Below are 20,603 nucleotides of genomic sequence, written 5' to 3' on the forward strand. Positions count from 1 at the left end.
GGGTTACCTGTTTCGCTTACTTATGTATGCTGTGACGCGTAAGTCAATTGCCCCGTTCGGGATGCCTCAAACCCGATACGTAAGTGTTGAGGCCGCATACGGTGCCGCGCGCGATTCGCAACACCCTGCAAAACAGGGCTTTGCGAAGGGGGGCGATTCTCAAGGCATAGCCCACCCCAAACGTAAGTCTTGGGCCACCCGATACGTAGCGCCAGCCCACCCGATACGTATCGCCAGCCATCCCCAAACGTAGGCCAAACCATCCCAAGACGTAAGCCAAAGGCCCCTCAACGCCCATAGGGGCAGGGATCGAGCCGTCTTGAACAGAGAACCCTAGAATCCAGAACAGGGTTTTTTGGATTCAGTTTTCGGAAGATTGGCGCTTCATGAGCCTGTCAGGCTACAAATTGGGGGCAGGGCAGAGTACTCCGCCGTGAGAGTATCGCACTCCTAGATCAATACCCCCCAAGTGCGGTTTTCGGGACACCTTGGGGTCAGGTTCGGTCTTTCAACGGCATCGCTGCCAATACCGCACTTTACCTCACCGCCCCGACACTGCATTTTCTGGGAAAAATCGGGGGCATTGAGACCGTGGCTGAGCCAGAAACCTATCCCATCGGATTGGACGAAATCGACGCGCTGGCCAACCGGGCCGGACGGGTGATCGAGAAACTGCGGGCGCGGGTGTTTTCCCCCGGCGTCAGCAAAAGCCTCGATCTGCGCTTCAACGTGCGCAGTGCCGCCGAGATGTGCGGCCGCACCGAAAAGGCGCTGCGCGATGCCGAGGCCGACGGGCGTCTGCCCGAGCCAGAGAAGGATCCGGACACGGGGCGGCGCACCGGCTATTCGCTGGCCGAGGTGAATCGGATGCGCGAGGTTTTCGGTACACTGCCGCGCCGCGCCCCCGGCGATCCGGCGACGGTACTCGCCGTGCAGAACTTCAAGGGCGGCGTCGGCAAGTCCACCGTAGTGGTCCACCTCGCGCAATACCTCGCGCTCAAGGGCTACCGCGTCTGCGTCGTCGACTGCGACAGCCAGGCCTCGACCACCAGCGTCTTCGGCCTCAACCCCGACGTCGATGTCGACGAGGAAGAAGACACGCTCTACCCGTTTTTCCGCCACGGTGGCCCGGCGAGCCTTCATTACGCGCTGCGCGCAACCCATTGGCCGGGCATCGCGCTGATCCCCGCCAACCTCGGCCTCTATGACGCGGAGTACGAATTTGCGGCCCGCATGGTGCGCGAACAGGACTTCGTGCTCGACCGGCTGCGCGCGGGCATCGAGTCGATCTCGGACCAGTTCGACGTGATCCTGCTCGACCCGCCGCCCGCCTTGGGCATGATCTCCCTGTCGGTGCTGCGGGCGGCCAATGCGATCATCGTGCCGGCCCCGCCCAACAACATCGACTTCGGCTCCACTGCGCATTTTCTGCGGATGATGTCCTCGACCTTGGGCGAGCTTGCGCAACATGGCGGCGCGCGGGGGTATCACTTCGTCAAGATCCTGGCGACTAAGATGAACGATCAGAAAAGCGCCCATGTGGCGATCAAGCGAATGATGGACGCGGTCTTCCCGCAAGACATGCTGGGTGCCGTTCTCAAGGACAGCGCCGAGATCGACAACGCCTCGGCCAACCTGATGACGGTCTATGAGCTGACGGGCGCGGCCACGCGCACCGACACCCACAAGCGGTGCCGGGTTTATCTCGACGCCGTCGGCCGCGAGGTCGAAACCGAGATCCGCAAGACTTGGCCCAGCCATCAGGCAGCACTGCGCAAGGAGGGTATCCTGTGAGCAAGAAGCACGACGATATTTTTAACGACGTCCTGAAAGGGCTCGACGAGGCCGAGGGCGCGCCTGAGACCAAGGCGCCGGAGGAGGGCACCGGACGCGCGCAAACGCGGTTTCTCAAGCGCTCTACCGCGATGTCCGAACAGGTCACCGGCGGTCGGCAGGAAAAGGTGCTGCGCCTCGTCGATCCGGCAAGCTGCGTGATGTGGGCAGGGCATAACCGCGCTTATGAGCTGCTGACCCCCGACAACTGCGCCGATCTGATCGAGGGGATGAAGGCGCAAGGCCAGCAGGAGTTTCCCGCCATCGTGCGCCGCTTGCGTCCGGCGGGGCAGGGCGACGGTCCCGAGTTCGAAGTGATCTGCGGAGCGCGGCGGCATTTCTCAGTGAGCTGGTTGCGCGCAAACACCTATCCGCAGTTCCGCTATCTCATCGAAGAGCGCGAGCTGACCGACGAGGAAGCGTTTCGCCTTGCCGACATCGAAAACCGTGACCGAGAGGACATTTCAGATTTCGAGCGAGCCCGCGATTATGCCCGCGCGGTCGAAGCCTACTATGGTGGGCGACAAAACCTGATGGCCGAGCGGCTTCAGGTTTCGCCCGGCTTCCTGTCGCGGTTCTTGCAACTGGCGCGGCTCGAACCCGAGATCGTAGCGGCCTTCGGGTCGATCCGCGACATCAAGGAGGTGCACGCGCGCCAGCTTCGTCCGCTGCTGGCGGAGCCCGATCTTCGGGAGGCAGTTTTGGCCGAAGCACGCGTCATCACTCAGGAAGGCGCGGCGCTGGCCGGTCCCGCCGTGCTGTCGCGACTGCGGGCGGCGGGCAAACCCACGACCCCTCGAAAATCCACGGACGTGGTGATTCCGCACCGCGACGGTGAGGTTCGGATCAAGAAAAAGGGGCAAGGCTACGCGATGGAGTTCCACGGCAGCCTGTCGGACACGGCCCTGCGAGCGGCGCTCGAAAGCTTCCTTCAGTCTCGCAAGACGCGCTGATTGCCAATTGGCAATTTCCCTACGGGGGCCATCCGGCCTCCGCTTGGCAGAGCGAGCGGCTACAATGCAAGCTAGAAGCGGGCGTAGTTAAAAGAGTTGTGGCACGGGCCTTAGCAGCCGTCACGCGCCATCTCTTACAAAATGGGTTCAATTGCGAGCACGCTTTGAACGGTCGGTAAGACGGAACTGGAGCTCCCGCTTCAACGTGCCGCTTCGATCACCTCGGCCAAAACCGAGATGGCCAGAACGCGCGGGTCGCGGGTGCCGGGGATCAGGCCGATGGGGCCACGAATGCGGTCGATGGCGGATTTGGGAAGGCCTCGATCGCGCAAGGCCGCGCAGCGACGGGCATGGGCGGTACGGCTGCCCTGCGCCCCGATCCAAAAGGCATCGCTGTCCAAGGCGGAGGACAGGAGATTCAATTCGCGTTCGTGGTCATGAAAAAACAGGACTACCGCCGAGCGGGGGTCGATATCGTCGGGGGCAAGGTTATCGGCGTGGGTCACCGGATACCCCGCGGCATATGCGAGGGTAGCGAAGCCTTCGGCTTCCGGTCCTTCCCCAAGAACAATCATGCGCGGGTCGGGACGCAGCACCAGCGCGGGCAGGCCGGGCAGGGCAAGCGTGACTTCGCGCCGGGCCTCCATCTGCGCCAACGTCGCGCGCAACGGGGCCGGATTGCGTATCGGCATCAGCGTAACTTCGATGCCGCTGCCGCAAGGCAGACGGATATCGACAAAGGGAGAGCCTTTTCCGTAAAGCAGCGCGCGCTTCTCGCCCGACTCTTCGACTTCCGCTGCGTGCAGAGCGAGATCGCCTTCGATGCAACCGGACGACAGGCTGCCAATAGCATCCCCGTCCACAGGAAATGCCATGAGCGCGCCCAAGGGTCGATAGAACGCGCCGTCGATCCATGTGATCATCGCAATCACACCGCCTGCCGGAGACAGAGCCTCGAGCATCGGGCGCGCCTCGGATGCCGATAGGATCGGCTGTCCGGAGACCGGGGCACGGGTGGGAAACCGGGTGGTCTGGTTCACGGCGAGGCTCCTATCCGGGCAGGGCCGGGCCGAACGCTGGGCGCGGCGACGGGCCGATACCCGCCACCGCGCGGGACTCAGTTGGCGGTTTCGGTCTCGGAGTGTGTCTCCATCTCGTCCGTTTCCGTCGACATGTCGTCAGCGGCCGTGTCCTCGTCGCTCATGGCCTCATCGTCACCCTCCATCTCGCCTTCCGCCTCGAACTCCGGGCTGAAGGTGGCGAGGTAAGCGGTGATGTCGTGGGCGGCCTGCTCGTCGCGGACCTTGTAGGCCATTTTGCTGCGGGCACGCGGATCATCCAGCGCTTCACGCAGGAAACTCGTCGGATCCTGCAGATAGGCCACGGTGTTGTCGATGCCCCAGACCACGGTCTCATAGTCGTCGCCCGTGGGCGCGGCACCGGTCAGGTCGTCGGCGGGGGCAAGCTCACCGTACGCTATAACGGCATCGCTATAGCGAAAATCCTCGACAGCGCCGGGCTGCCGGCCAATGACGCCATGCAGGTTCGGGCCGATCTTGCCGTTGCGACCGGCAAGCACTTCGCCATCGTCATTGGCAACAATGTGGCACGACACACATTGACGCGCGAACTGGGCCTCGCCTTCGGTGGCGTCGCCAGTGATGTCCTGTGCCATGGCCGCGCTTCCCAAAAGGGCCGTGAACGCCGTGAGGGTGAGGGTCTTCATCGGAAATATCCTTTCGAGGTTCGTATCGGCGACGGACGCCGTGTCGCACCGCATCATGCCAGAAAGCCCTGAGATACGAATGTGGTTCCAGAACTACCGCAACGACAAGCACAAATGGTCACAAAATTCGCCGGGGCGGCATGGACATCCGGGCGTGTCGCGCCAGTTAGCTCTCGCAAATCCGTGTGGTCACCGGGATCTTATTTTCCGGTATCCCGCCCGCGGTCTCGGCAGCAAATGGAGGCCAGAATGGTCAAGCTCATGGTCAACGGCGTCGAACGCGCCTTCGATGGCGACGAGGATACGCCGCTCCTGTGGTACCTGCGCGACGAGCTGGGACTGACGGGCACCAAGTTCGGTTGCGGCATCGCCGCTTGCGGGGCTTGCACCGTGCATATCGACGGCGCGCCGTCCTTCGCCTGCATCACGCCGGTGGGCGTGCTCGAAGGGGCCGAGGTCAAGACCATCGAGGGTCTTTCCGAAAAGGGCGACCACCCGGTTCAGGAAGCTTGGCGCGATCTCAACGTAGCGCAGTGCGGCTACTGCCAAGCCGGTCAGATCATGCAGGCGGCCGCGTTGGTCGATCAATATGACACGGTGACCGACGAGGACATCGATGCGGTGATGAGCGCCAACATCTGTCGTTGCGGCACCTACCCGCGCATTCGTGCGGCCATCAAGCAGGCGTCGGGCCAGCAGGCATCGGGAGCCGCTTCGGCCAACCCGGACGCGGACAGCCAGCAAGTGGAGTCGAAGTGATGCGTGACAGCTCGATCACAAACGTCAGCCGCCGCGCGCTTCTGGGCGGCATGAGCGCCGGAGCCTTCGTTCTGGCCGTGGGCCTGCCTCGTCCGGGCCGCGCGCAGGAGGACGAGCCCAAATTCGGCCGCGATGCCATGCCCAACGGCTGGCGCGACGACCCGAATGTCTTCATCGCCATCGCGCCCGACGGCATCGTCACCGTGACATGCCACCGTTCCGAGATGGGGCAGGGCGTGCGCACCTCGATCGCCATGGTCGTGGCCGATGAGCTTGGGGCCGAGTGGGAGAACGTGCGCGTCGATCAGGCGCCGGGTCTCGAAGAGAAATACGGCAACCAGGACACCGACGGCTCGCGCAGCCTGCGGCACTTCTTCATGCCGATGCGCCGCGCCGGTGCCGCCGCGCGGACGATGCTCGAGCAGGCCGCCGCCGATCAGTGGGGCGTCGATGTCTCGGAGGTGAAGGCCGAAGGCCACAAGGTCGGCCATGCCGGCTCGGGCAAGTCGCTGGGCTACGGCGAACTGGCCGCGGCCGCGATGGACCTCGAGGTGCCTGCGCGCGAGAGCCTGACGCTCAAGGATCCGTCCGAATTCCGTTATATCGGCAAGGACACGATCGGTCTTGTCGACAACATGGACATCACCACCGGCAACACGACCTATGGGATCGACGTAAAGCGCGAGGGCATGCTTTATGCCGTGGTCGCGCGCCCGCCGGTCTATGGTGGCCGGGTGGCGAGCTTTGATGACAGCGCGGCGCTGGCCATCGAGGGTGTCGAGAAGGTCGTGAAGATCGACGCGGCCGATTTCCCGACCGGCTTCGCGCCGCTTGGCGGCGTGGCGGTCATCGCCAGGAACACCTACCTTGCGATGAAGGGGCGCGACGCGCTCACCATCGAATGGCAGGACGGGCCGAACGCCGATTACGACAGCGAAGCCTACCGGGCGGAGCTGTCCGAGGCGGCCTCGACCCGCGACGGCAAAGTGATCCGCGACGAAGGCGACTATGACGCGGCCATCGCGTCGGCCGCGACGACGGTGGATGCGGAATACTACATCCCGCATCTGGCACAGGCCCCGATGGAGCCGCCCGCCGCCGTGGTCGAGATCAAGGATGGTCGGGCCGAGGCTTGGGCCTGCGTGCAGGCGCCGCAGGTGACGCGTCTGCGTCTGGCCGAGCGGCTCGGCCTCGAAGAGACCGACGTCACCGTCAACGTGACCCTTTTGGGCGGTGGCTTCGGCCGCAAGTCCAAGCCCGACTTCGTGCTCGAGGCAGGCATCCTGAGCCAAGCCATGGGCGGCACGCCGGTCAAGCTGACATGGACACGCGAAGACGACATCCACCACGGGTTCTATCACACCGTGTCGGTCGAGAAGATGCAGGCCGGCCTCGACGGGGCGGGCAAGCCCACCGCATGGCTGCACCGCACTGCGGCCCCGACCATCGGCTCGATCTTCGCCCCAGATCCCAAACAGAAGCTGCCCTTCGAGCTGGGCATGGGTCTTCTCAACATGCCGCTGGCAATCGAGAATATCCGCGCCGAGAATCCGCAGGCCGCGGCGCATGTGCGCATCGGCTGGTACCGCTCGGTGTCGAACATCCCGCATGCCTTCGCGATCCAGTCCTTCGTGTCCGAGCTTGCCCATGCGGCGGGGCGCGACCCCAAGGATTATCTGCTTGAGGTGATCGGCCCCGCGCGAGAGGTGGATCCGACCAATCAGGGTGATGTCTGGAACTACGGCGAGAACCCCGACAGCTATCCGATCGACACCGGCCGGATGGCGGCGGTGGTCGAGGCAGCGGCGGAAGGCATCGAATGGGGCCGCGAATTGCCTGAAGGGCAGGGTCTGGGCATCGCGGGGCATTATAGCTTCGTGAGCTATGTCGCCGTGGCCGCCGAAGTCGAGGTAGTGGACGGTCAGGTCATTGTACCGCGCGTGTCGATCGCCATCGATTGCGGGGCCAACGTGAACCCCGACCGCATCCGCAGTCAGATGGAGGGCGCGGTGATCATGGGTGTGGGCCAAGCGCTGATGACCGAGGTCACCTTTGCCGAGGGCCGCGCGCAGCAGGGCAACTTCGACACCTATCTGGTGCCGCGCATGGAGACCGCGCCCAAGCGGATCGACGTGCATATCGTAGGCTCGGACGCCGCCTACGACCGCCCGCTCGGCGGTGTCGGGGAGCCTGGCCTGCCGCCGGTCGTTCCGGCCATCACCAACGCGGTCTTCGCGGCTACCGGAAAACGCATCCGGCAGCTTCCGATCGCCGATCAACTGCGCAGCTGAGGGAATGATCGACATGAACAAGACCCGGATCACTGCGGCGGCCATCGCCGCCAGCCTGCTCGCGGGACCCGCGCTGGCGCATGATTGCGCTGGCCGGATCGACGAGTTCGAGCGTCTGCTCGACACTGCCGCCGAGCGGGCGATCTCCGCCTCCTCGGGCGGGCAGGCCGTCGCCGGTGCGCGCGAGGCGCAAGCGGTCGAAGACACCGAACGCTCCGAAGTAGTGCCGGTGCAGGACGAGACCGAAGAGGTCGAAGCCGTCGAAGAGGCGGACGAGGCAGGCAACGGCGGCGAGAAAGTCATCGAAGCCCGCGCCGCGCTGCAGCAGGCGCGCGATCTGGCCGATGAAGGTCAAGACGAGGCCTGTGCGGAGGCCGTCGACGCAGTCTTCCTCACACTGCTCGAAGACTGAGGCATCGTCCGGGCCGGAGTAGCTCCGGCCCGGACGCAGGCTTGTCATAAGCCGCAATCAGGCCACGCGCTGAAGCGGCTATCTTGCTTCGCATTGCGCGCCGGTTATTGCGCTCATGGGCGGGCCATCTTCGGCCAAGCAGCAGCGCGCGAGGTCATTCGCGGGCGATTTTGGCGCTTGAGGATCGGGTTGATGGCCACGGCCTCGTTCAGACACTGCGGATATTGCCCACGTCGAACTATGCACAGACCAAAACGCAGGCTTGTTCGCCAAGGGACGAGGCTTCCACCTTGAAGGCGGCCACGTCCGGCACGAAGGCGGCTCTGCCAAGTGCTGGGTGCCGTCCCCGAGCGCGACTTTATCGCTCTTGGGGACGGACAGCGCTTCCGAAAGGAGCTTCCTAGAAGCCCCATATCCGGCGCTCAATTCGCTCGATCATGGCAGATTGCGCGCGGCCCGACGTCACTCCGCGGCGTCGGCGTAATCGCTCATCGGCGGGCAGGTGCATGTGAGGTTACGGTCGCCCCAAGCGTTGTCGACCCGGTTCACCGGCGGCCAGTACTTGTCGACGCGAAACGCGCCCGGCGGAAAGCAGCCCGTCTCTCGCGAATAGGGCCGGTCCCAATCGCGCACGAGATCCTCCATCGTGTGTGGCGCGTGTTTGAGCGGGTTGTCGACCCGGTCAGCCCGGCCCGCCTCGATGTCCGCGATCTCGGCGCGAATGGCGAGCATGGCGTCGCAGAACCGGTCGAGCTCGGCCTTGGTCTCGGACTCGGTCGGCTCGATCATCAGCGTGCCCGCGACCGGCCAGCTCATCGTCGGCGCGTGAAAGCCGCAGTCGACCAGACGCTTGGCGATGTCGTCGACGGTGACGTCGGCGCTGTCGGCAAAGGGGCGGGTGTCGATGATGCATTCATGCGCGACCCGGCCCGTCGGCCCCTTGTAGAGCACGTCGAACGCGCCTTCGAGCCTTCGGGCGATGTAGTTGGCGTTGAGGATCGCCACCCGTGTCGCCTGCGTCAGACCCTCGCCGCCCATCATCAGGCAATAGGCCCAAGAGATCGGCAAGAGAGAGGGCGAGCCGAAGGGCGCCGCCGAGACGGCGCCGGTGCCGTCCACCGGGTCGCCGGGCAGATGCGCGATCAGGTGGTCCTTGACGCCGATCGGTCCCATGCCGGGACCGCCGCCGCCATGCGGGATGCAAAAGGTCTTGTGCAAGTTGAGATGGCTTACGTCACCGCCCAGATCGCCGGGCCGCGACAGGCCGACCATGGCATTCATGTTGGCGCCATCGATATAGACCTGTCCGCCGTGGGCATGCACGATTTCGCAGACCTCGATCACCGTCTCTTCGAACACCCCGTGGGTCGAGGGGTAGGTGATCATGCAGGCGGCGAGGTTCTCCGCGTGCTGCTCGGCCTTGGTGCGAAAATCCGTGAGATCGATATCGCCGTTCGCCGCCGACTTCACCGGCACCACGGTCCAACCAACCATCTGCGCCGTCGCCGGGTTGGTGCCATGGGCGGACATCGGGATGAGACAGATGTTGCGGTGCCCCTGTCCTTGGGCGCGGTGGTGCCCCGCGATGGTCAAAAGACCCGCGTATTCGCCCTGCGCGCCAGAATTGGGCTGCATCGAGATCGCATCATAGCCGGTCACCTCGCAGAGCTTGGCCGAGAGGTCGTCAATCATGTCGATGTAGCCCGCCGCCTGATCGCGCGGCGCATAGGGGTGTAGAAGGGTGAACTCGTCCCAGCTCACCGGCATCATCTCGGCGGCGGAGTTGAGCTTCATCGTGCAAGATCCCAAGGGGATCATCGCCCGGTCGAGGGCGAGGTCGCGATCCGCGAGGCGGCGCATGTAGCGCATCATCTCCGTCTCGGCCCGGTTCATGTGAAAGACCGGATGGGTGAGATAGGCGGAGGTGCGGATCAAATCGTCGGGCAGCAGGTAGCGCGGCGTGCGGTTGTCATCCGTCCGGGCGATCCCGAAGGCGCGCCAGACCGCCTCGATCGTGTCGGGGCGGGTGCGCTCGTCGAGGGTGATGCCGACCCGCGTCGCGCCGACGCGGCGCAGGTTCAGACCCTCGTCCACCGCCGATTTGAGCACCGCCGATTGCAGCGCGCCGACCTCCACCGTGATCGTGTCGAAATAGACTTCGGGGCGGACCTCGAACCCCGCTTCTTCAAGCCCTTGGGCCAGTCGGACCGTTTTACGGTGGATGCGCTGCGCTATGGCCTTGAGACCCTCGGGCCCGTGAAAGACCGCGTAGAAGCCCGCCATCACCGCCAGCAGTGCCTGCGCCGTGCAGACGTTGGAGGTCGCCTTCTCGCGGCGGATGTGCTGCTCGCGGGTCTGCAGCGACAGCCGGTAGGCGCGGTTGCCATGGCTGTCGATAGAGACGCCGACGATGCGGCCGGGCATGGTGCGGGCATGGATCTTTCGCGTCGCCATATAGGCGGCATGCGGCCCGCCGTAGCCCACCGGCACGCCAAAGCGCTGCGTGTTGCCGACGGCGATGTCGGCCCCCATCGCGCCGGGCTCTTTGAGCAGGGTCAGCGACAGGGGATCGGCTGCGATGATGCCGATGGCCTTGTGCTCGCGCAGCTGTGTGATCTGGGGGGTGAAATCGCGCAGCTCGCCATAGGTGCCCGGATACTGGAAAATCGCGCCGAACACGGCTGCGGCGTCTAGCGTTTCGGGATCGCCAACGATGATTTCGATCCCCAGAGGGGCGGCGCGGGTCTGCATCACCGCGATGTTCTGGGGGTGGCAATTCTCGTCGACGAAAAAGGCCCGCGGCCGGGTCTTGGCGATGCGCTGCGCCATGGTCATCGCCTCGGCACAGGCGGTTGCCTCGTCGAGCAGCGAGGCGTTGGCGATCTCGAGCCCGGTCAGGTCCGACACCATGGTCTGGAAATTGAGCAGCGCTTCGAGCCGGCCTTGGCTGATCTCGGGCTGATAGGGCGTATAGGCCGTGTACCACGCTGGGTTCTCGAAGATGTTGCGCTGGATCGCAGGCGGCGTGACCGTGCCGTGATAGCCCTGACCGATGAGCGAGGTCAGCACCTTGTTCTTGGAGGCCGTGACCTTCATCCGGTGCAGCAGCTCGCGCTCCGACAGGGCCTTGCCGAAATCGAGCGGGGCGGCCTGCCGGATCTTGGGCGGCAGCGTGTCGTCGATCAGCGCCTCGAGGCTTTCGGCCCCTACGATCTCCAGCATCTGCGCCATCTCCGCCGGAGAGGGGCCGATGTGACGCCGGTTAGCGAAGTCGTAGGGCAGGTAGTCTGTCGGGGTGAAGGTCATCCGGGGCTCCTAGGATCAGGCGATCACGAGATCAGGGCGGTGTAGGCGGCCTCGTCGAGCAGGCTTTGCATCTGCGACGGATCGGAGGGTTTGATCTTGAAAAACCACCCCGCGCCGGTCGCGTCCTCATTGGCAAGCGCGGGGTTCTCGGCCAGCGCTTCGTTGACCTCGATGATCTCGCCGTCGATCGGTGCGGCGATGTCGGAGGCGGCCTTGACGCTTTCGATCACCACGATCTCGTCGCCCTTGCTCACGGTGGCCCCGACCTCCGGCAGTTCCACGAAGACGATGTCTCCCAGCTGGGTCGTGGCGTGTTCGGTGATGCCCACAACGACATGGTCGTCCTCGGGGCGCAGCCATTCGTGCTCTTCGGTGTACTTCATGTGGGGTCTCCTTGGGGTCAGCGTTTGAATTTCGCAGGTGTGAAGGGCAGCGTCTCGACCGTCAGCGGCAGACGCTTGCCCCTGAGTTCGCCGTAGACGGTGGTGCCCGGCTCGGCGTGGGCACGGGGGACATATCCCATGGCGATGGGGCCGCCGACGGCGGGGCCAAAGCCGCCCGAGGTGATCCGCCCGATCGGGCTCTCCTGATCCGGGTCGGCAAAGAGGCGCACGCCTTCGCGCATCGGCGCGCGGCCCTCGGGGCGCAGGCCGACACGCATGCGCGCGGCCCCTTCGGTCAGCTCATCCAGGATCACCTCGGCTCCCGGAAACCCGCCCGCCCGCGCGCCGCCACTGCGCCGCACCTTTTGGATCGCCCAAGCCAAAGCCGCCTCTGCCGGGGTCGTGTCCTCGTCGATATCATGGCCGTAGAGGCAAAGCCCCGCTTCGAGCCGCAGGCTGTCGCGGGCACCAAGTCCGATGGGGGCCACCTCCTCGTGCTCCAGCAAACGCCGCGCAAGCGCGGTGGCCCGTGCGGCGGGCACCGAGATCTCGAAGCCGTCTTCGCCGGTATAGCCCGAGCGCGAGACCCAAGCCTCGATGCCGTCGAGCGTCAGCGTCGCGACGTCCATGAAGCGCATCTCGGCGGCCTTGGGGTCGAGAGCCGAAAGAACGCGCTCGGCCATGGGCCCCTGCAGGGCGAGAAGAGCGCGATCCGTGATCTCGGTGATCGCGGCCTCGCCCATTCGCGCGCGCATATGCCCAATGTCCTCGGCCTTGCGGGCGGCGTTGACGACGACGAACAGGTGATCGCCCCGATTGGCCAGCATCAGGTCGTCGAGAAGGCCGCCCCTGTCGTTGGTGAGAAAGCCGTAGCGCTGCCGATTGAGCGGCAGGCCCAGGATGTCGACCGGGATCAGGGCCTCGAGGCCTTCGGCCGCCGAGGCGCCATCCGCGCCCCGGACGATCAGCTGCCCCATGTGGCTCACATCGAAGAGCCCAGCCTTTTCGCGGGTGTGCAGGTGCTCGTGCATCACACCCATCGGATAATGCAGGGGCAGGGCAAATCCCGCGAAAGGGCCCATCTTGGCACCCAGTTCGAGGTGCAGATCGTGCAGCGGCGTCTGGTGCAGCTCCGGCATGGCGGCTCTATCCCCTTGGCCGTCGAGATATCGGGATATCCGGCGGCATCACTGAGACGCGAAAGCTCATGCTTCCGCGGGTGATGCCCCCTCTGTCCTTGCGCCTGAGATCGCTATCCCTTCGGCGGGCACGTCTCGCGCGCCACTCTCCAGAGTTTTCGTATCGGCGTCGGTTCGGTGGCCTGAGAGTTTCCGGGGCGGTTGCTCCTTCGGCACCAGCGGACTGGTTCTCCCGACGACGATCTTCCGATCATTTCTGACCGCTCTACCAGAGTCCGGCAAGAGATTTGTCGGCGGCCTCGTCGTAGCGGCAAGGGACCGCCCCGGTATGAGGCCGGGGCGGGGCAGGGTCATTCGTAGAGAACGGCTTGGATCTCTTCGTCGTCGATGTTGGACTGGTCGTAGTAGAAAAAGCCCGTGTCGATGATCTCGGGCAGCTCTTCGCCATTGGTGACGGCGACGGCGGCCTTGACCGTCTCATAGCCGATGCCGATCGGGTTCTGGGTGATCGCGCCCGCCATCAGCCCTTCGCGGATCGCGTCGGTCTGGGCCTTGCCGGAATCGTAGCCGATCACGGTCAGCCCCTCGCTTCCCATCTCGCGCACCGCGTTGACCACGCCGATGGCCGAGCCTTCGTTGGTGCCGAACATGCCGTCGAGGTCGGGGTTGGCGGTCAGGATCGCCTTGGCGACCTCGGTGGACTGCAGCTGATCGCCCTGGCCGTATTGGACGGAGACCACCTCGATTTCGGGGTATTCGCTCTCCATCCGGTTCAGAAATCCGTCGCGCCGGTCGATGCCGGTGCGGCTGGTCTGGTCGTGGGCCACGACGGCGACCTTGCCCGCGCCGCCGATCAGCTCTGCCATCTTGTCGGCGGCGAGGGCTGCCGCCGCGACGTTGTCGGTGGTCGCGGTGGTGACGGGGATGTCGCTGTCGACGCCGCTGTCGAAGGCGACGATCGGGATGCCCGCCTCGGAGGCCTGCCGCAAAAGCGGGATCGCGGCCTGGCTGTCGAGGGCGGCGAAACCCACGGCGGCAGGATTGTTGGCCAACGCCGCGGCGAGCATGTCGATCTGGCGATCGACCATCGTCTCGTTGTCGGGTCCCTCGAAGGTGATGCGCACGCCGAACTCCTCGGCGGCCTTGTCGGCACCCGATTTCACGGCCTGCCAGAACTGGTGCTGGAAGCCCTTGGAGATCAGCGGAATGTACATCTCGTCCTGCGCGAAGGCGGCGGGTGCCGCGCCCAGCGTGAGCGTGGCCCCGAGTACGGCGACCAGTGAGCGACGTGACAGCATGTGGTTTCTCCTCCCTTGGATGTTGTGGCGCGCAGGCGTCCTTGCGCGTTTGCGCCGGTCGTTAACTTCAGGCCCTCTTGCGCCGGATCATGTCGGCATAGACGGCGAGAATGATGATCGAGCCGGTGACGACGGTCTGCCACTCCTGCGCGACCGACAGCACGCGCAGCCCGTTGGTGAGCACCGCCATGATCAGCGCCCCGATGAGCGAGCCGATGATCGTGCCGCGTCCGCCCGAAAGCGAGGTGCCACCGATGACGACCGCCGCGATGGCCTCGAGCTCGTAGCCCAAACCCAATGCGGGCTGCGCCGAGTTCAGCCGCGAGGCGATCAGCAGGCCCGCGATGCCGACGATGGCCCCGGACAGCGCGTAGATCGCCATTTTCCAGCGGTCGGTGTTGACACCCGACAGCCGAACCGCTTCCTCGTTCGACCCCAGCGCGAAGCAGTAGCGCCCGAGTACGGTGCGCCCGAGGATGTAGGAGGCGGCTGCGGCGACGAGAAACAGGATCAGCACGCCGTTGGGGATCGGCAGAAAGGGCAGCAGATCGCCGATGATCGAGCCGCGCGAAATCTCGGAAAAGCCGGGTGTGTCGTTGAAGTAGATCGGCCGCGTGCCCGAGATCACGAGGCTGAGACCCTTGAGGATCAGCATCATCCCGAGCGTGGCGATAAAGGGCGGGATCTTCATCTTGGCCACGAAGGTGCCCGAGCAGAGCCCGGCCAGCGCGCCGGTGCCGATCGCCGCGACGACGCCCAGAAGCAGCGGCAGGCCGAGATAGGTCAGCACCACGCCGGTGATCACCGCGCAGAAGGTCATCATCGTACCAACCGACAGATCGATGCCGCCGGTGATGATCACCAGCGTCACCGCCACGGCGAGCACGCCATTGACCGAGGTCGCCTGCAGGATGGCGATCATGTTCGACATCTGCATGAAGTTGGGCGAGGCGATCGAAAAGCCGATCAGCAGCAAGATCAGGCTGGCGAAGGCAAGCAGCTTTTGATGCGCGCCAGTGGCGATGAGCCGGGCAAGCGGCGATTTCGGGGCGTTGGTGGTCGTGGTGGTCATCTCATCCCTCCGCCAGCGCAGACTCGCGCCGTGTCGCCAATTCCATGATCGTCTCTTGAGTGGTCGCGGCCCCGCCCGGCAGGATGCCGGTCAGCCGTCCCTCGCACATCACCGCGATGCGGTGGCTGAGCCGCATCACCTCAGGCAGTTCGGACGAGATCACGATGATCGCCCGGCCCTGCGCCGCGAGATCCTCGAGCAGGGCGTAGATCTCGGATTTCGCGCCCACGTCGATGCCGCGCGTCGGCTCGTCGAAGATCAGGATGTCGCAATCGCGCAGCAGCCACTTGGCGATGACCACCTTTTGCTGGTTGCCCCCCGACAGCAGCCGCACCTCCTGCGTGTCCGAGGGCGTGCGGATGCCGAGGCGCGCGATGTAGTCCTGCGCCGTGCGCTTCATCGCCGCCTCGTCGAGCACGCCCGTGCGGGAGGTGAACCGCGCAAGGCTCGCCATCGCGATGTTGGCGCGCAGCGTCATGTCGGTGGCGAGGCCGAAGTGCTTGCGGTCCTCCGACAGGTAGCCGATGCCCGCGCGCACCGCGTCGTTGGGGCTGCGGATGTCGCAGGGTTTGCCGTCCACGATGATGTCGCCGGCCTCGCGCGGATCGGCGCCAAAGATGATGCGCGCCACCTCGGTGCGACCGGCCCCCATCAACCCGGCAAAACCGAGGATCTCGCCCTTGCGCAGGGAAAAGCTTACGTCGCGCACCTCTCGGCCCCGGGTCAGCCCGCGCACCTCGAGCGCCATCGGCTGATGCGCGGTGTCGGGGATGACTGGCACGGCCTGCGTCACCTCGCGGCCCACCATCATGCGGATGATCTCCGACAGCGGCGTCGAAGCGGCATCGACTGTGTCGATATAGGCGCCGTCGCGCAGGATGGTGACGCGGTCGGCGATGCGCTTGATCTCGTCCATCTTGTGGCTGATGTAGACCACGCCCACGCCGTCGGCCTTGAGCTTGGTGATCACCCTGAACAGCTCGGCAATCTCGGCATCGTTGAGCGCGGCCGTCGGCTCGTCCATGATCAGAACGCGCGGCGCGTAGGACAGCGCCTTGGCGATTTCGATCAATTGCTGCCGCGCGATGGTCTGGTGGCCTACCGGGGCGCGCGGGTCGAGATCGAGGTTGAGCGAGGCAAAGATCTTGGCGGTGCGCCGGTTCAGCTCAGCTTCGTCCAGACGCCCGAAGCGACGGCGCGGCTCGCGGCCGATGAGTACGTTCTGCGCGGCGGTGAGGTCGTTCATCAGGCTGAGTTCCTGATGGATGATGCCGATCCCGAGGGCTTGGGCCGCGCGCGGCCCCTCGGGGGTGACGGGGCGGCCATCGACGAACATCTCGCCGCCGTCGCGCGGATAAATGCCGGACATGATCTTCATCAGGGTCGATTTGCCGGCCCCGTTCTCGCCCATCAGCGCATGAACCTCACCGGGCTTGAGATCGAAGCTCACGTCCCGGAGCGCGTAAACGCCCGGAAACCGCTTCTCGATTCCCCTCATCTCAACCAGATACGTCATGCGAAAGAGCCCTCCCAAACCCGCATCGCCAGCCTGCCTCAGCCCGCCCTCACATCACCGCGCCGATCTGCCACGGCACGAACTCCACGCCGCCAAAGCCCAGCTCCTCGCTCTTGGTGCGCTCGCCCGAGGCCACGCGGATGAACAGCTCGAAGATCTCGCGGCCCTTGTCCTCGATCGACACCCCCTCGGTGACGATGTCGCCGCAGTTGACGTCCATGTCCTCGCGCATCCGCGCATACATCTCGGAGTTGGTGGCGATCTTGATGCCCGGCGTCGGCATGTATCCCGAGACCGAGCCACGCCCGGTTGTAAAGGCGATCAGGTTCGCGCCCGATGCGATCTGGCCGGTGACCGAGCAGGGATCGAAGCCGGGGCTGTCCATGAAGACAAAGCCCGCGCGGTCGATCTTTTCGCCGAAGAGATAGACCTCCGAGAGGGGCGCGCTGCCGCTCTTGGCTACGGCACCGAGCGATTTCTCGAGGATCGTGGTCAGACCGCCGCGCTTGTTGCCGGGAGAGGGGTTGTTGTCCATCTCGCCGCCGTTGCGGGCGCAGTAGTCCTCCCACCAGCGGACCCGGGCGACGAGCTTTTCACCCACCTCCGCCGTGACCGCCCGGCGCGTCAGCAGATGCTCGGCGCCATAGATCTCGGAGGTCTCGCTCAGGATCGTGGTGCCGCCGTGGCGCACCAGGAGGTCCGAGGCGGCCCCCAGCGCGGGGTTGGCGGTGATGCCCGAATAGCCGTCCGAGCCGCCGCATTGCATCCCCACCATGATCTTCGAGACGGGGGCGGGCGCGCGGGTGGCTTGGCTCGCCTGAGCGGCGATGCCGCGCAACTCGCGCAGGCCTTTCTCGATGGTGGCACGGGTGCCGCCCTCGGTCTGGATCGTCATGTAGCGCAGCGCGCCGTCGGCCCGGATCGGGCGACCTTCGACCAGCGAGGAGAGCTGCATTACCTCGCAGCCAAGCCCGATCAACAGGATGCCGCCAAAGTTGGGGTGCCGCGCATAGCCCTTGAGGGTGCGCGCCAGCGTGTCATAGCCCTCGTTCTCGCCCGACATGCCGCAACCGGTACCATGGGTGATCGGCACGATGCCGTCGATGCCCGGAAACGCCTGCAACAGACCCGATTTCTCGGCCGCTTCGGCGATGAATTTGGCCACCGATCCCGAACAGTTCACCGTGGTCAGGATGCCGATGTAATTGCGCGTGCCGACGCTGCCGTCGGCGCGGTGGTAGCCTTGGAACGTCCGCGCCTCGTCGGCGTCGGGCAGGGCGTGGGCCCCGGCAGCGAAAGCGTAGTCCTGCGAGTGCGCCCCCATGCCGAGGTTGTGGCTATGGACATGCGCGCCGGCGGCGATGTTGCAGCTGGCCTGACCGATGGTCTGGCCATAGCGGATCACCTGCCCTCCCGCCGGGATCGGCGCCAACGCCATCTTGTGGCCGCGCGGGATTTCCTCGCGAGTGACAACGTCGCAAACGTCTTCGCCGGGCGGCAGCGCGGCGAGCGCGATGACCACGTTGTCGTGCGGATGCAGCCGAATGTGTCTGACGTTCCGGTACAAGCGCCAGCCCTCCCAAGCCTGCGTCCCCGACGGAAGCCTAGGATTGACTTGCCCGACCTGTCAACTAGCATGTCAGTTGAGGGGGAAGCATGGGTCACGCCAGTCGGAGGATCAGCATCGAAGGCCGCGCGGGCTCGCTGACACAGCGGGTGTTCCAAGCGCTGCGCGAAGGCATTCTCGACCTGTCCTTTCCGCCGGGCACGGTGCTGCGCAAGGGCGTACTGTGCGAGGCCTTGGGCGTATCGCGCTCACCGGTGACCGAAGCGTTGGCCCGACTTTCGGCCGAGGGGCTGGTGGATATCGTGCCGCAATCGGCGACGCGGGTGTCGCGCTTCTCGATGTCGGTGATCCGCGAGGAATCCTTCCTGCGCGAGGCGGTGGAACTGGCCGCCGTCGCCCGCGTCGCCGAGACCCGGAACGCGGCGCAGCTCACGGCACTGTCGCGTAACCTGCGGCTTCAAGCGCTGTTGATCGAGGATGGCGATTACGTCGGACTGTTCGAAGCCGACGAGGCGTTTCATGGGCTGATCCTTGATGCCACCGGGTTTCCACACGTTGCCTCCACGGTGGGGCAGATGTCGCAGCAGCTGCGCCGCGCCCGGATCCTGCTGATGCCGGAGACCGGCCGCCCGGCCGAAACGGTGGCCGAGCACGAGGACATTCTGGCCGCGATCCGCGACCGCGACCCTGTCGCCGCACGCGCCGCGATGGCGCGGCATCTGGGCCAGCTCATTTCGCGTATCGTGCCGCTGGAGCGCGCCCATCCCGATTACTTCCGCGCCCCCTGAGGAGAGATCATGAAGATCACGGATACGGTTTCGCTCAATGACCGCGCTGCCACGCCGATCCTGCTTACGCGGATGGGCTTTGGCGGAGCGCCCTTGGGCAACCTCTACCGGCCCATCGCCGAGGCCGACGCGCAGGCGACGCTGCAGGCGGCGTGGGACGCGGGCATCCGATACTTCGACACCGCGCCGCAATACGGGCTGGGCCGGTCCGAGACCCGCTTTGCCCCGGCGCTCGAACGCTTCGGCCGCGACCGGCTGACGCTCTCGACCAAGATCGGCCGGGTGCTGGTCGATTGTGCACCTGATGAGGTGACGCCAGAGGCCTTTGTCGATGTGCCGCAAAAGCGGATCGTCTTCGATTATACCTATGACGGCGTGATGCGCAGCTTCGACGACAGCCGGGCCCGGCTTGGTGTCGAGCGGGCCGAAATCCTGCTCATCCATGACATCGACGCGGGTACGCATGGGGCCGAGGCCAGCGAGGACAAGCTGCGCGAGCTGTTCTCGGGCGGCGGCTACCGCGCCATGAGCGAGCTTCGCGACGCGGGCCTCGTCGGGGCGATCGGCGCCGGGGTGAACGCCTGGGAGATCTGCGAGCGGCTGCTGGGCGAGGCGGAGTTCGACGCCTTCCTGCTCGCGGGGCGCTACACGCTGCTGGAGCAGCAGGCTCTGGAGAGCTTCCTGCCGCTTTGCGTCGCGCGCGATGTCGGGATCATCCTCGGCGGACCCTACAATTCGGGCATCCTTGCCACCGGCGCGGTACCGGGCGCGCATTACGATTACGCCGCCGCGCCGGCACCGATCATGGAGCAGGTACGACGCATCGAGACCGTCTGCGCGGCGCATGACACGCCGCTTATCGCCGCGGCTTTGCAGTTCCCGCTGGCGCATCCTGCGGTGCGTTGCGTCATTCCCGGCGCTTCGACGCCGGATGAGGTGCGCGCCAATGTCGCGGTGTTCGAAACACCCGTGCCCGCCGCCCTGTGGTCCGACCTGCGCGCCGAGGGTCTGATCCGCCCCGACGCCCCCATCCCAGGAGAGAGCCATGCTGCGTAACCTGCCCCCGATCCTGTCGCCCGACATCCTGTGGAGCCTTCGGGCCATGGGGCATGGCGACGAGATCGTCATCGCCGACGCCAACTTTCCGGCCGAAGGCTTGGGTCCGCGCTGTCACAGGCTCGACGGGATCAGCGCCACCGATCTTCTGGAGGCGGTGCTCACGGTGATGCCGCTGGATGATTTCGTACCCGATCCGGCATTGGTGATGCAGGTGGTGGGCGACGCGCAGGCGGTGCCGGAGGTGGTGACCGCGTTCCAGCGCATTATCGACCGGGTTGCCGATACACCCGCGCCGATCGCCAGCCTCGAGCGGTTCGACTTCTACGCCCGCGCCAAGGGGGCCTTCGCGGTGGTCCAGACCGGCGAGGCGCGGCTCTATGGCAATATCATCGTCAAGAAAGGGGTGATCGCCGGCTGATCTTCGGGTGCGTCCGGCACTCGGGGCGCGGAACCTCTGGGCCGACGGGCCGAACGCGGCTTTGGTTCGGGGCAGGTGCTGGA

General features: G+C 65.6%; 17 protein-coding genes and 1 riboswitch. Of the genes, 8 read left to right on the top strand and 9 right to left on the bottom strand.

All coding sequences use genetic code 11. The annotated features are described in order from the left end of the window. Nucleotides 1–591 precede the first annotated feature (591 nt). Both AADJ02_RS09665 and AADJ02_RS09670 read left to right on the top strand, forming a co-directional pair. Entirely contained in the window at nucleotides 592–1,794 is a 1,203-nt protein-coding gene (locus AADJ02_RS09665; protein ID WP_341212792.1) for an AAA family ATPase, read from the top strand. Further along, nucleotides 1,791–2,786, top strand: coding sequence for a ParB/RepB/Spo0J family partition protein (locus AADJ02_RS09670; RefSeq protein WP_341212793.1), 996 nt, complete (start codon nucleotides 1,791–1,793; stop codon nucleotides 2,784–2,786). Before AADJ02_RS09665 ends, AADJ02_RS09670 begins: the two co-directional genes overlap by 4 nt. A gap of 200 nt (nucleotides 2,787–2,986) precedes the next feature. Here AADJ02_RS09670 and AADJ02_RS09675 read toward each other — a convergent pair whose 3' ends face one another. Continuing rightward, nucleotides 2,987–3,826 (bottom strand): XdhC family protein, encoded by an 840-nt coding sequence (locus AADJ02_RS09675; RefSeq protein WP_341212794.1) that lies wholly within the window; start codon nucleotides 3,824–3,826, stop codon nucleotides 2,987–2,989. 77 nt (nucleotides 3,827–3,903) lie between these two features. After that, on the bottom strand, nucleotides 3,904–4,512 hold the full coding sequence (locus tag AADJ02_RS09680) for a cytochrome C (protein WP_341212795.1): 609 nt from the start codon (nucleotides 4,510–4,512) through the stop codon (nucleotides 3,904–3,906). A 249-nt stretch (nucleotides 4,513–4,761) separates the two neighbouring features. Here AADJ02_RS09680 and AADJ02_RS09685 point away from each other — a divergent pair, with 249 nt between their 5' ends. Genes AADJ02_RS09685 through AADJ02_RS09695 form a run of 3 tightly spaced genes read left to right on the top strand, consistent with a single transcriptional unit; the run spans nucleotide 4,762 to nucleotide 7,974 of the window. Beyond that, on the top strand, nucleotides 4,762–5,271 hold the full coding sequence (locus tag AADJ02_RS09685) for a (2Fe-2S)-binding protein (RefSeq protein ID WP_341212796.1): 510 nt from the start codon (nucleotides 4,762–4,764) through the stop codon (nucleotides 5,269–5,271). Beyond that, a complete protein-coding gene (locus tag AADJ02_RS09690) occupies nucleotides 5,271–7,562 on the top strand; it encodes a xanthine dehydrogenase family protein molybdopterin-binding subunit (RefSeq protein ID WP_341212797.1) in 2,292 nt (763 codons plus the stop codon). The genes AADJ02_RS09685 and AADJ02_RS09690 overlap by 1 nt, the downstream gene beginning before the upstream one ends. A gap of 13 nt (nucleotides 7,563–7,575) precedes the next feature. Further along, entirely contained in the window at nucleotides 7,576–7,974 is a 399-nt protein-coding gene (locus AADJ02_RS09695) for a hypothetical protein (protein ID WP_341212798.1), read from the top strand. A 462-nt stretch (nucleotides 7,975–8,436) separates the two neighbouring features. Here the strand turns inward: AADJ02_RS09695 and gcvP are convergent, their stop codons facing one another. The 7 genes from gcvP to AADJ02_RS09730 all read right to left on the bottom strand — a co-directional run bounded on the left by gcvP (nucleotide 8,437) and on the right by AADJ02_RS09730 (nucleotide 18,210). Next, nucleotides 8,437–11,280 (bottom strand): aminomethyl-transferring glycine dehydrogenase, encoded by a 2,844-nt coding sequence (gcvP, locus tag AADJ02_RS09700; RefSeq protein WP_341212799.1) that lies wholly within the window; start codon nucleotides 11,278–11,280, stop codon nucleotides 8,437–8,439. Between the two features lie 23 nt (nucleotides 11,281–11,303). Beyond that, nucleotides 11,304–11,663, bottom strand: a complete 360-nt coding sequence (gene gcvH, locus AADJ02_RS09705) for a glycine cleavage system protein GcvH (protein WP_341212800.1) — start codon at nucleotides 11,661–11,663, stop codon at nucleotides 11,304–11,306. Nucleotides 11,664–11,680: 17 nt separating this feature from the next. After that, the gene (gene gcvT, locus AADJ02_RS09710; protein WP_341212801.1) at nucleotides 11,681–12,802 is read right to left on the bottom strand and encodes a glycine cleavage system aminomethyltransferase GcvT; all 1,122 of its coding nucleotides are present in this window, start codon (nucleotides 12,800–12,802) and stop codon (nucleotides 11,681–11,683) included. 160 nt (nucleotides 12,803–12,962) lie between these two features. Beyond that, a riboswitch (glycine riboswitch) is annotated at nucleotides 12,963–13,047 on the bottom strand. 105 nt (nucleotides 13,048–13,152) lie between these two features. Further along, entirely contained in the window at nucleotides 13,153–14,100 is a 948-nt protein-coding gene (locus AADJ02_RS09715; RefSeq protein ID WP_341212802.1) for an ABC transporter substrate-binding protein, read from the bottom strand. 67 nt (nucleotides 14,101–14,167) lie between these two features. Next, nucleotides 14,168–15,172: an ABC transporter permease gene (locus tag AADJ02_RS09720; RefSeq protein WP_341212803.1), complete on the bottom strand. Its 1,005-nt coding sequence runs from the start codon at nucleotides 15,170–15,172 to the stop codon at nucleotides 14,168–14,170. 1 nt (nucleotide 15,173) lies between these two features. Beyond that, a complete protein-coding gene (locus AADJ02_RS09725; protein ID WP_341212804.1) occupies nucleotides 15,174–16,670 on the bottom strand; it encodes a sugar ABC transporter ATP-binding protein in 1,497 nt (498 codons plus the stop codon). 67 nt (nucleotides 16,671–16,737) lie between these two features. Continuing rightward, nucleotides 16,738–18,210: an altronate dehydratase family protein gene (locus AADJ02_RS09730; RefSeq protein ID WP_341212805.1), complete on the bottom strand. Its 1,473-nt coding sequence runs from the start codon at nucleotides 18,208–18,210 to the stop codon at nucleotides 16,738–16,740. 134 nt (nucleotides 18,211–18,344) lie between these two features. Between AADJ02_RS09730 and AADJ02_RS09735 the strand changes: the two genes are divergently transcribed. From AADJ02_RS09735 to AADJ02_RS09745, 3 genes are read left to right on the top strand one after another with little or no spacing between them, the layout of a single operon-like run. Next, nucleotides 18,345–19,043: a GntR family transcriptional regulator gene (locus tag AADJ02_RS09735; RefSeq protein WP_341212806.1), complete on the top strand. Its 699-nt coding sequence runs from the start codon at nucleotides 18,345–18,347 to the stop codon at nucleotides 19,041–19,043. Between the two features lie 9 nt (nucleotides 19,044–19,052). After that, entirely contained in the window at nucleotides 19,053–20,099 is a 1,047-nt protein-coding gene (locus AADJ02_RS09740) for an aldo/keto reductase (protein WP_341212807.1), read from the top strand. Next, on the top strand, nucleotides 20,089–20,520 hold the full coding sequence (locus AADJ02_RS09745; protein WP_341212808.1) for an RbsD/FucU domain-containing protein: 432 nt from the start codon (nucleotides 20,089–20,091) through the stop codon (nucleotides 20,518–20,520). The genes AADJ02_RS09740 and AADJ02_RS09745 overlap by 11 nt, the downstream gene beginning before the upstream one ends. Nucleotides 20,521–20,603: the final 83 nt, after the last annotated feature.

The sequence above is a fragment of the uncultured Limimaricola sp. genome (assembly GCF_964022235.1).
Taxonomy (GTDB): Bacteria; Pseudomonadota; Alphaproteobacteria; order Rhodobacterales; family Rhodobacteraceae; genus Limimaricola.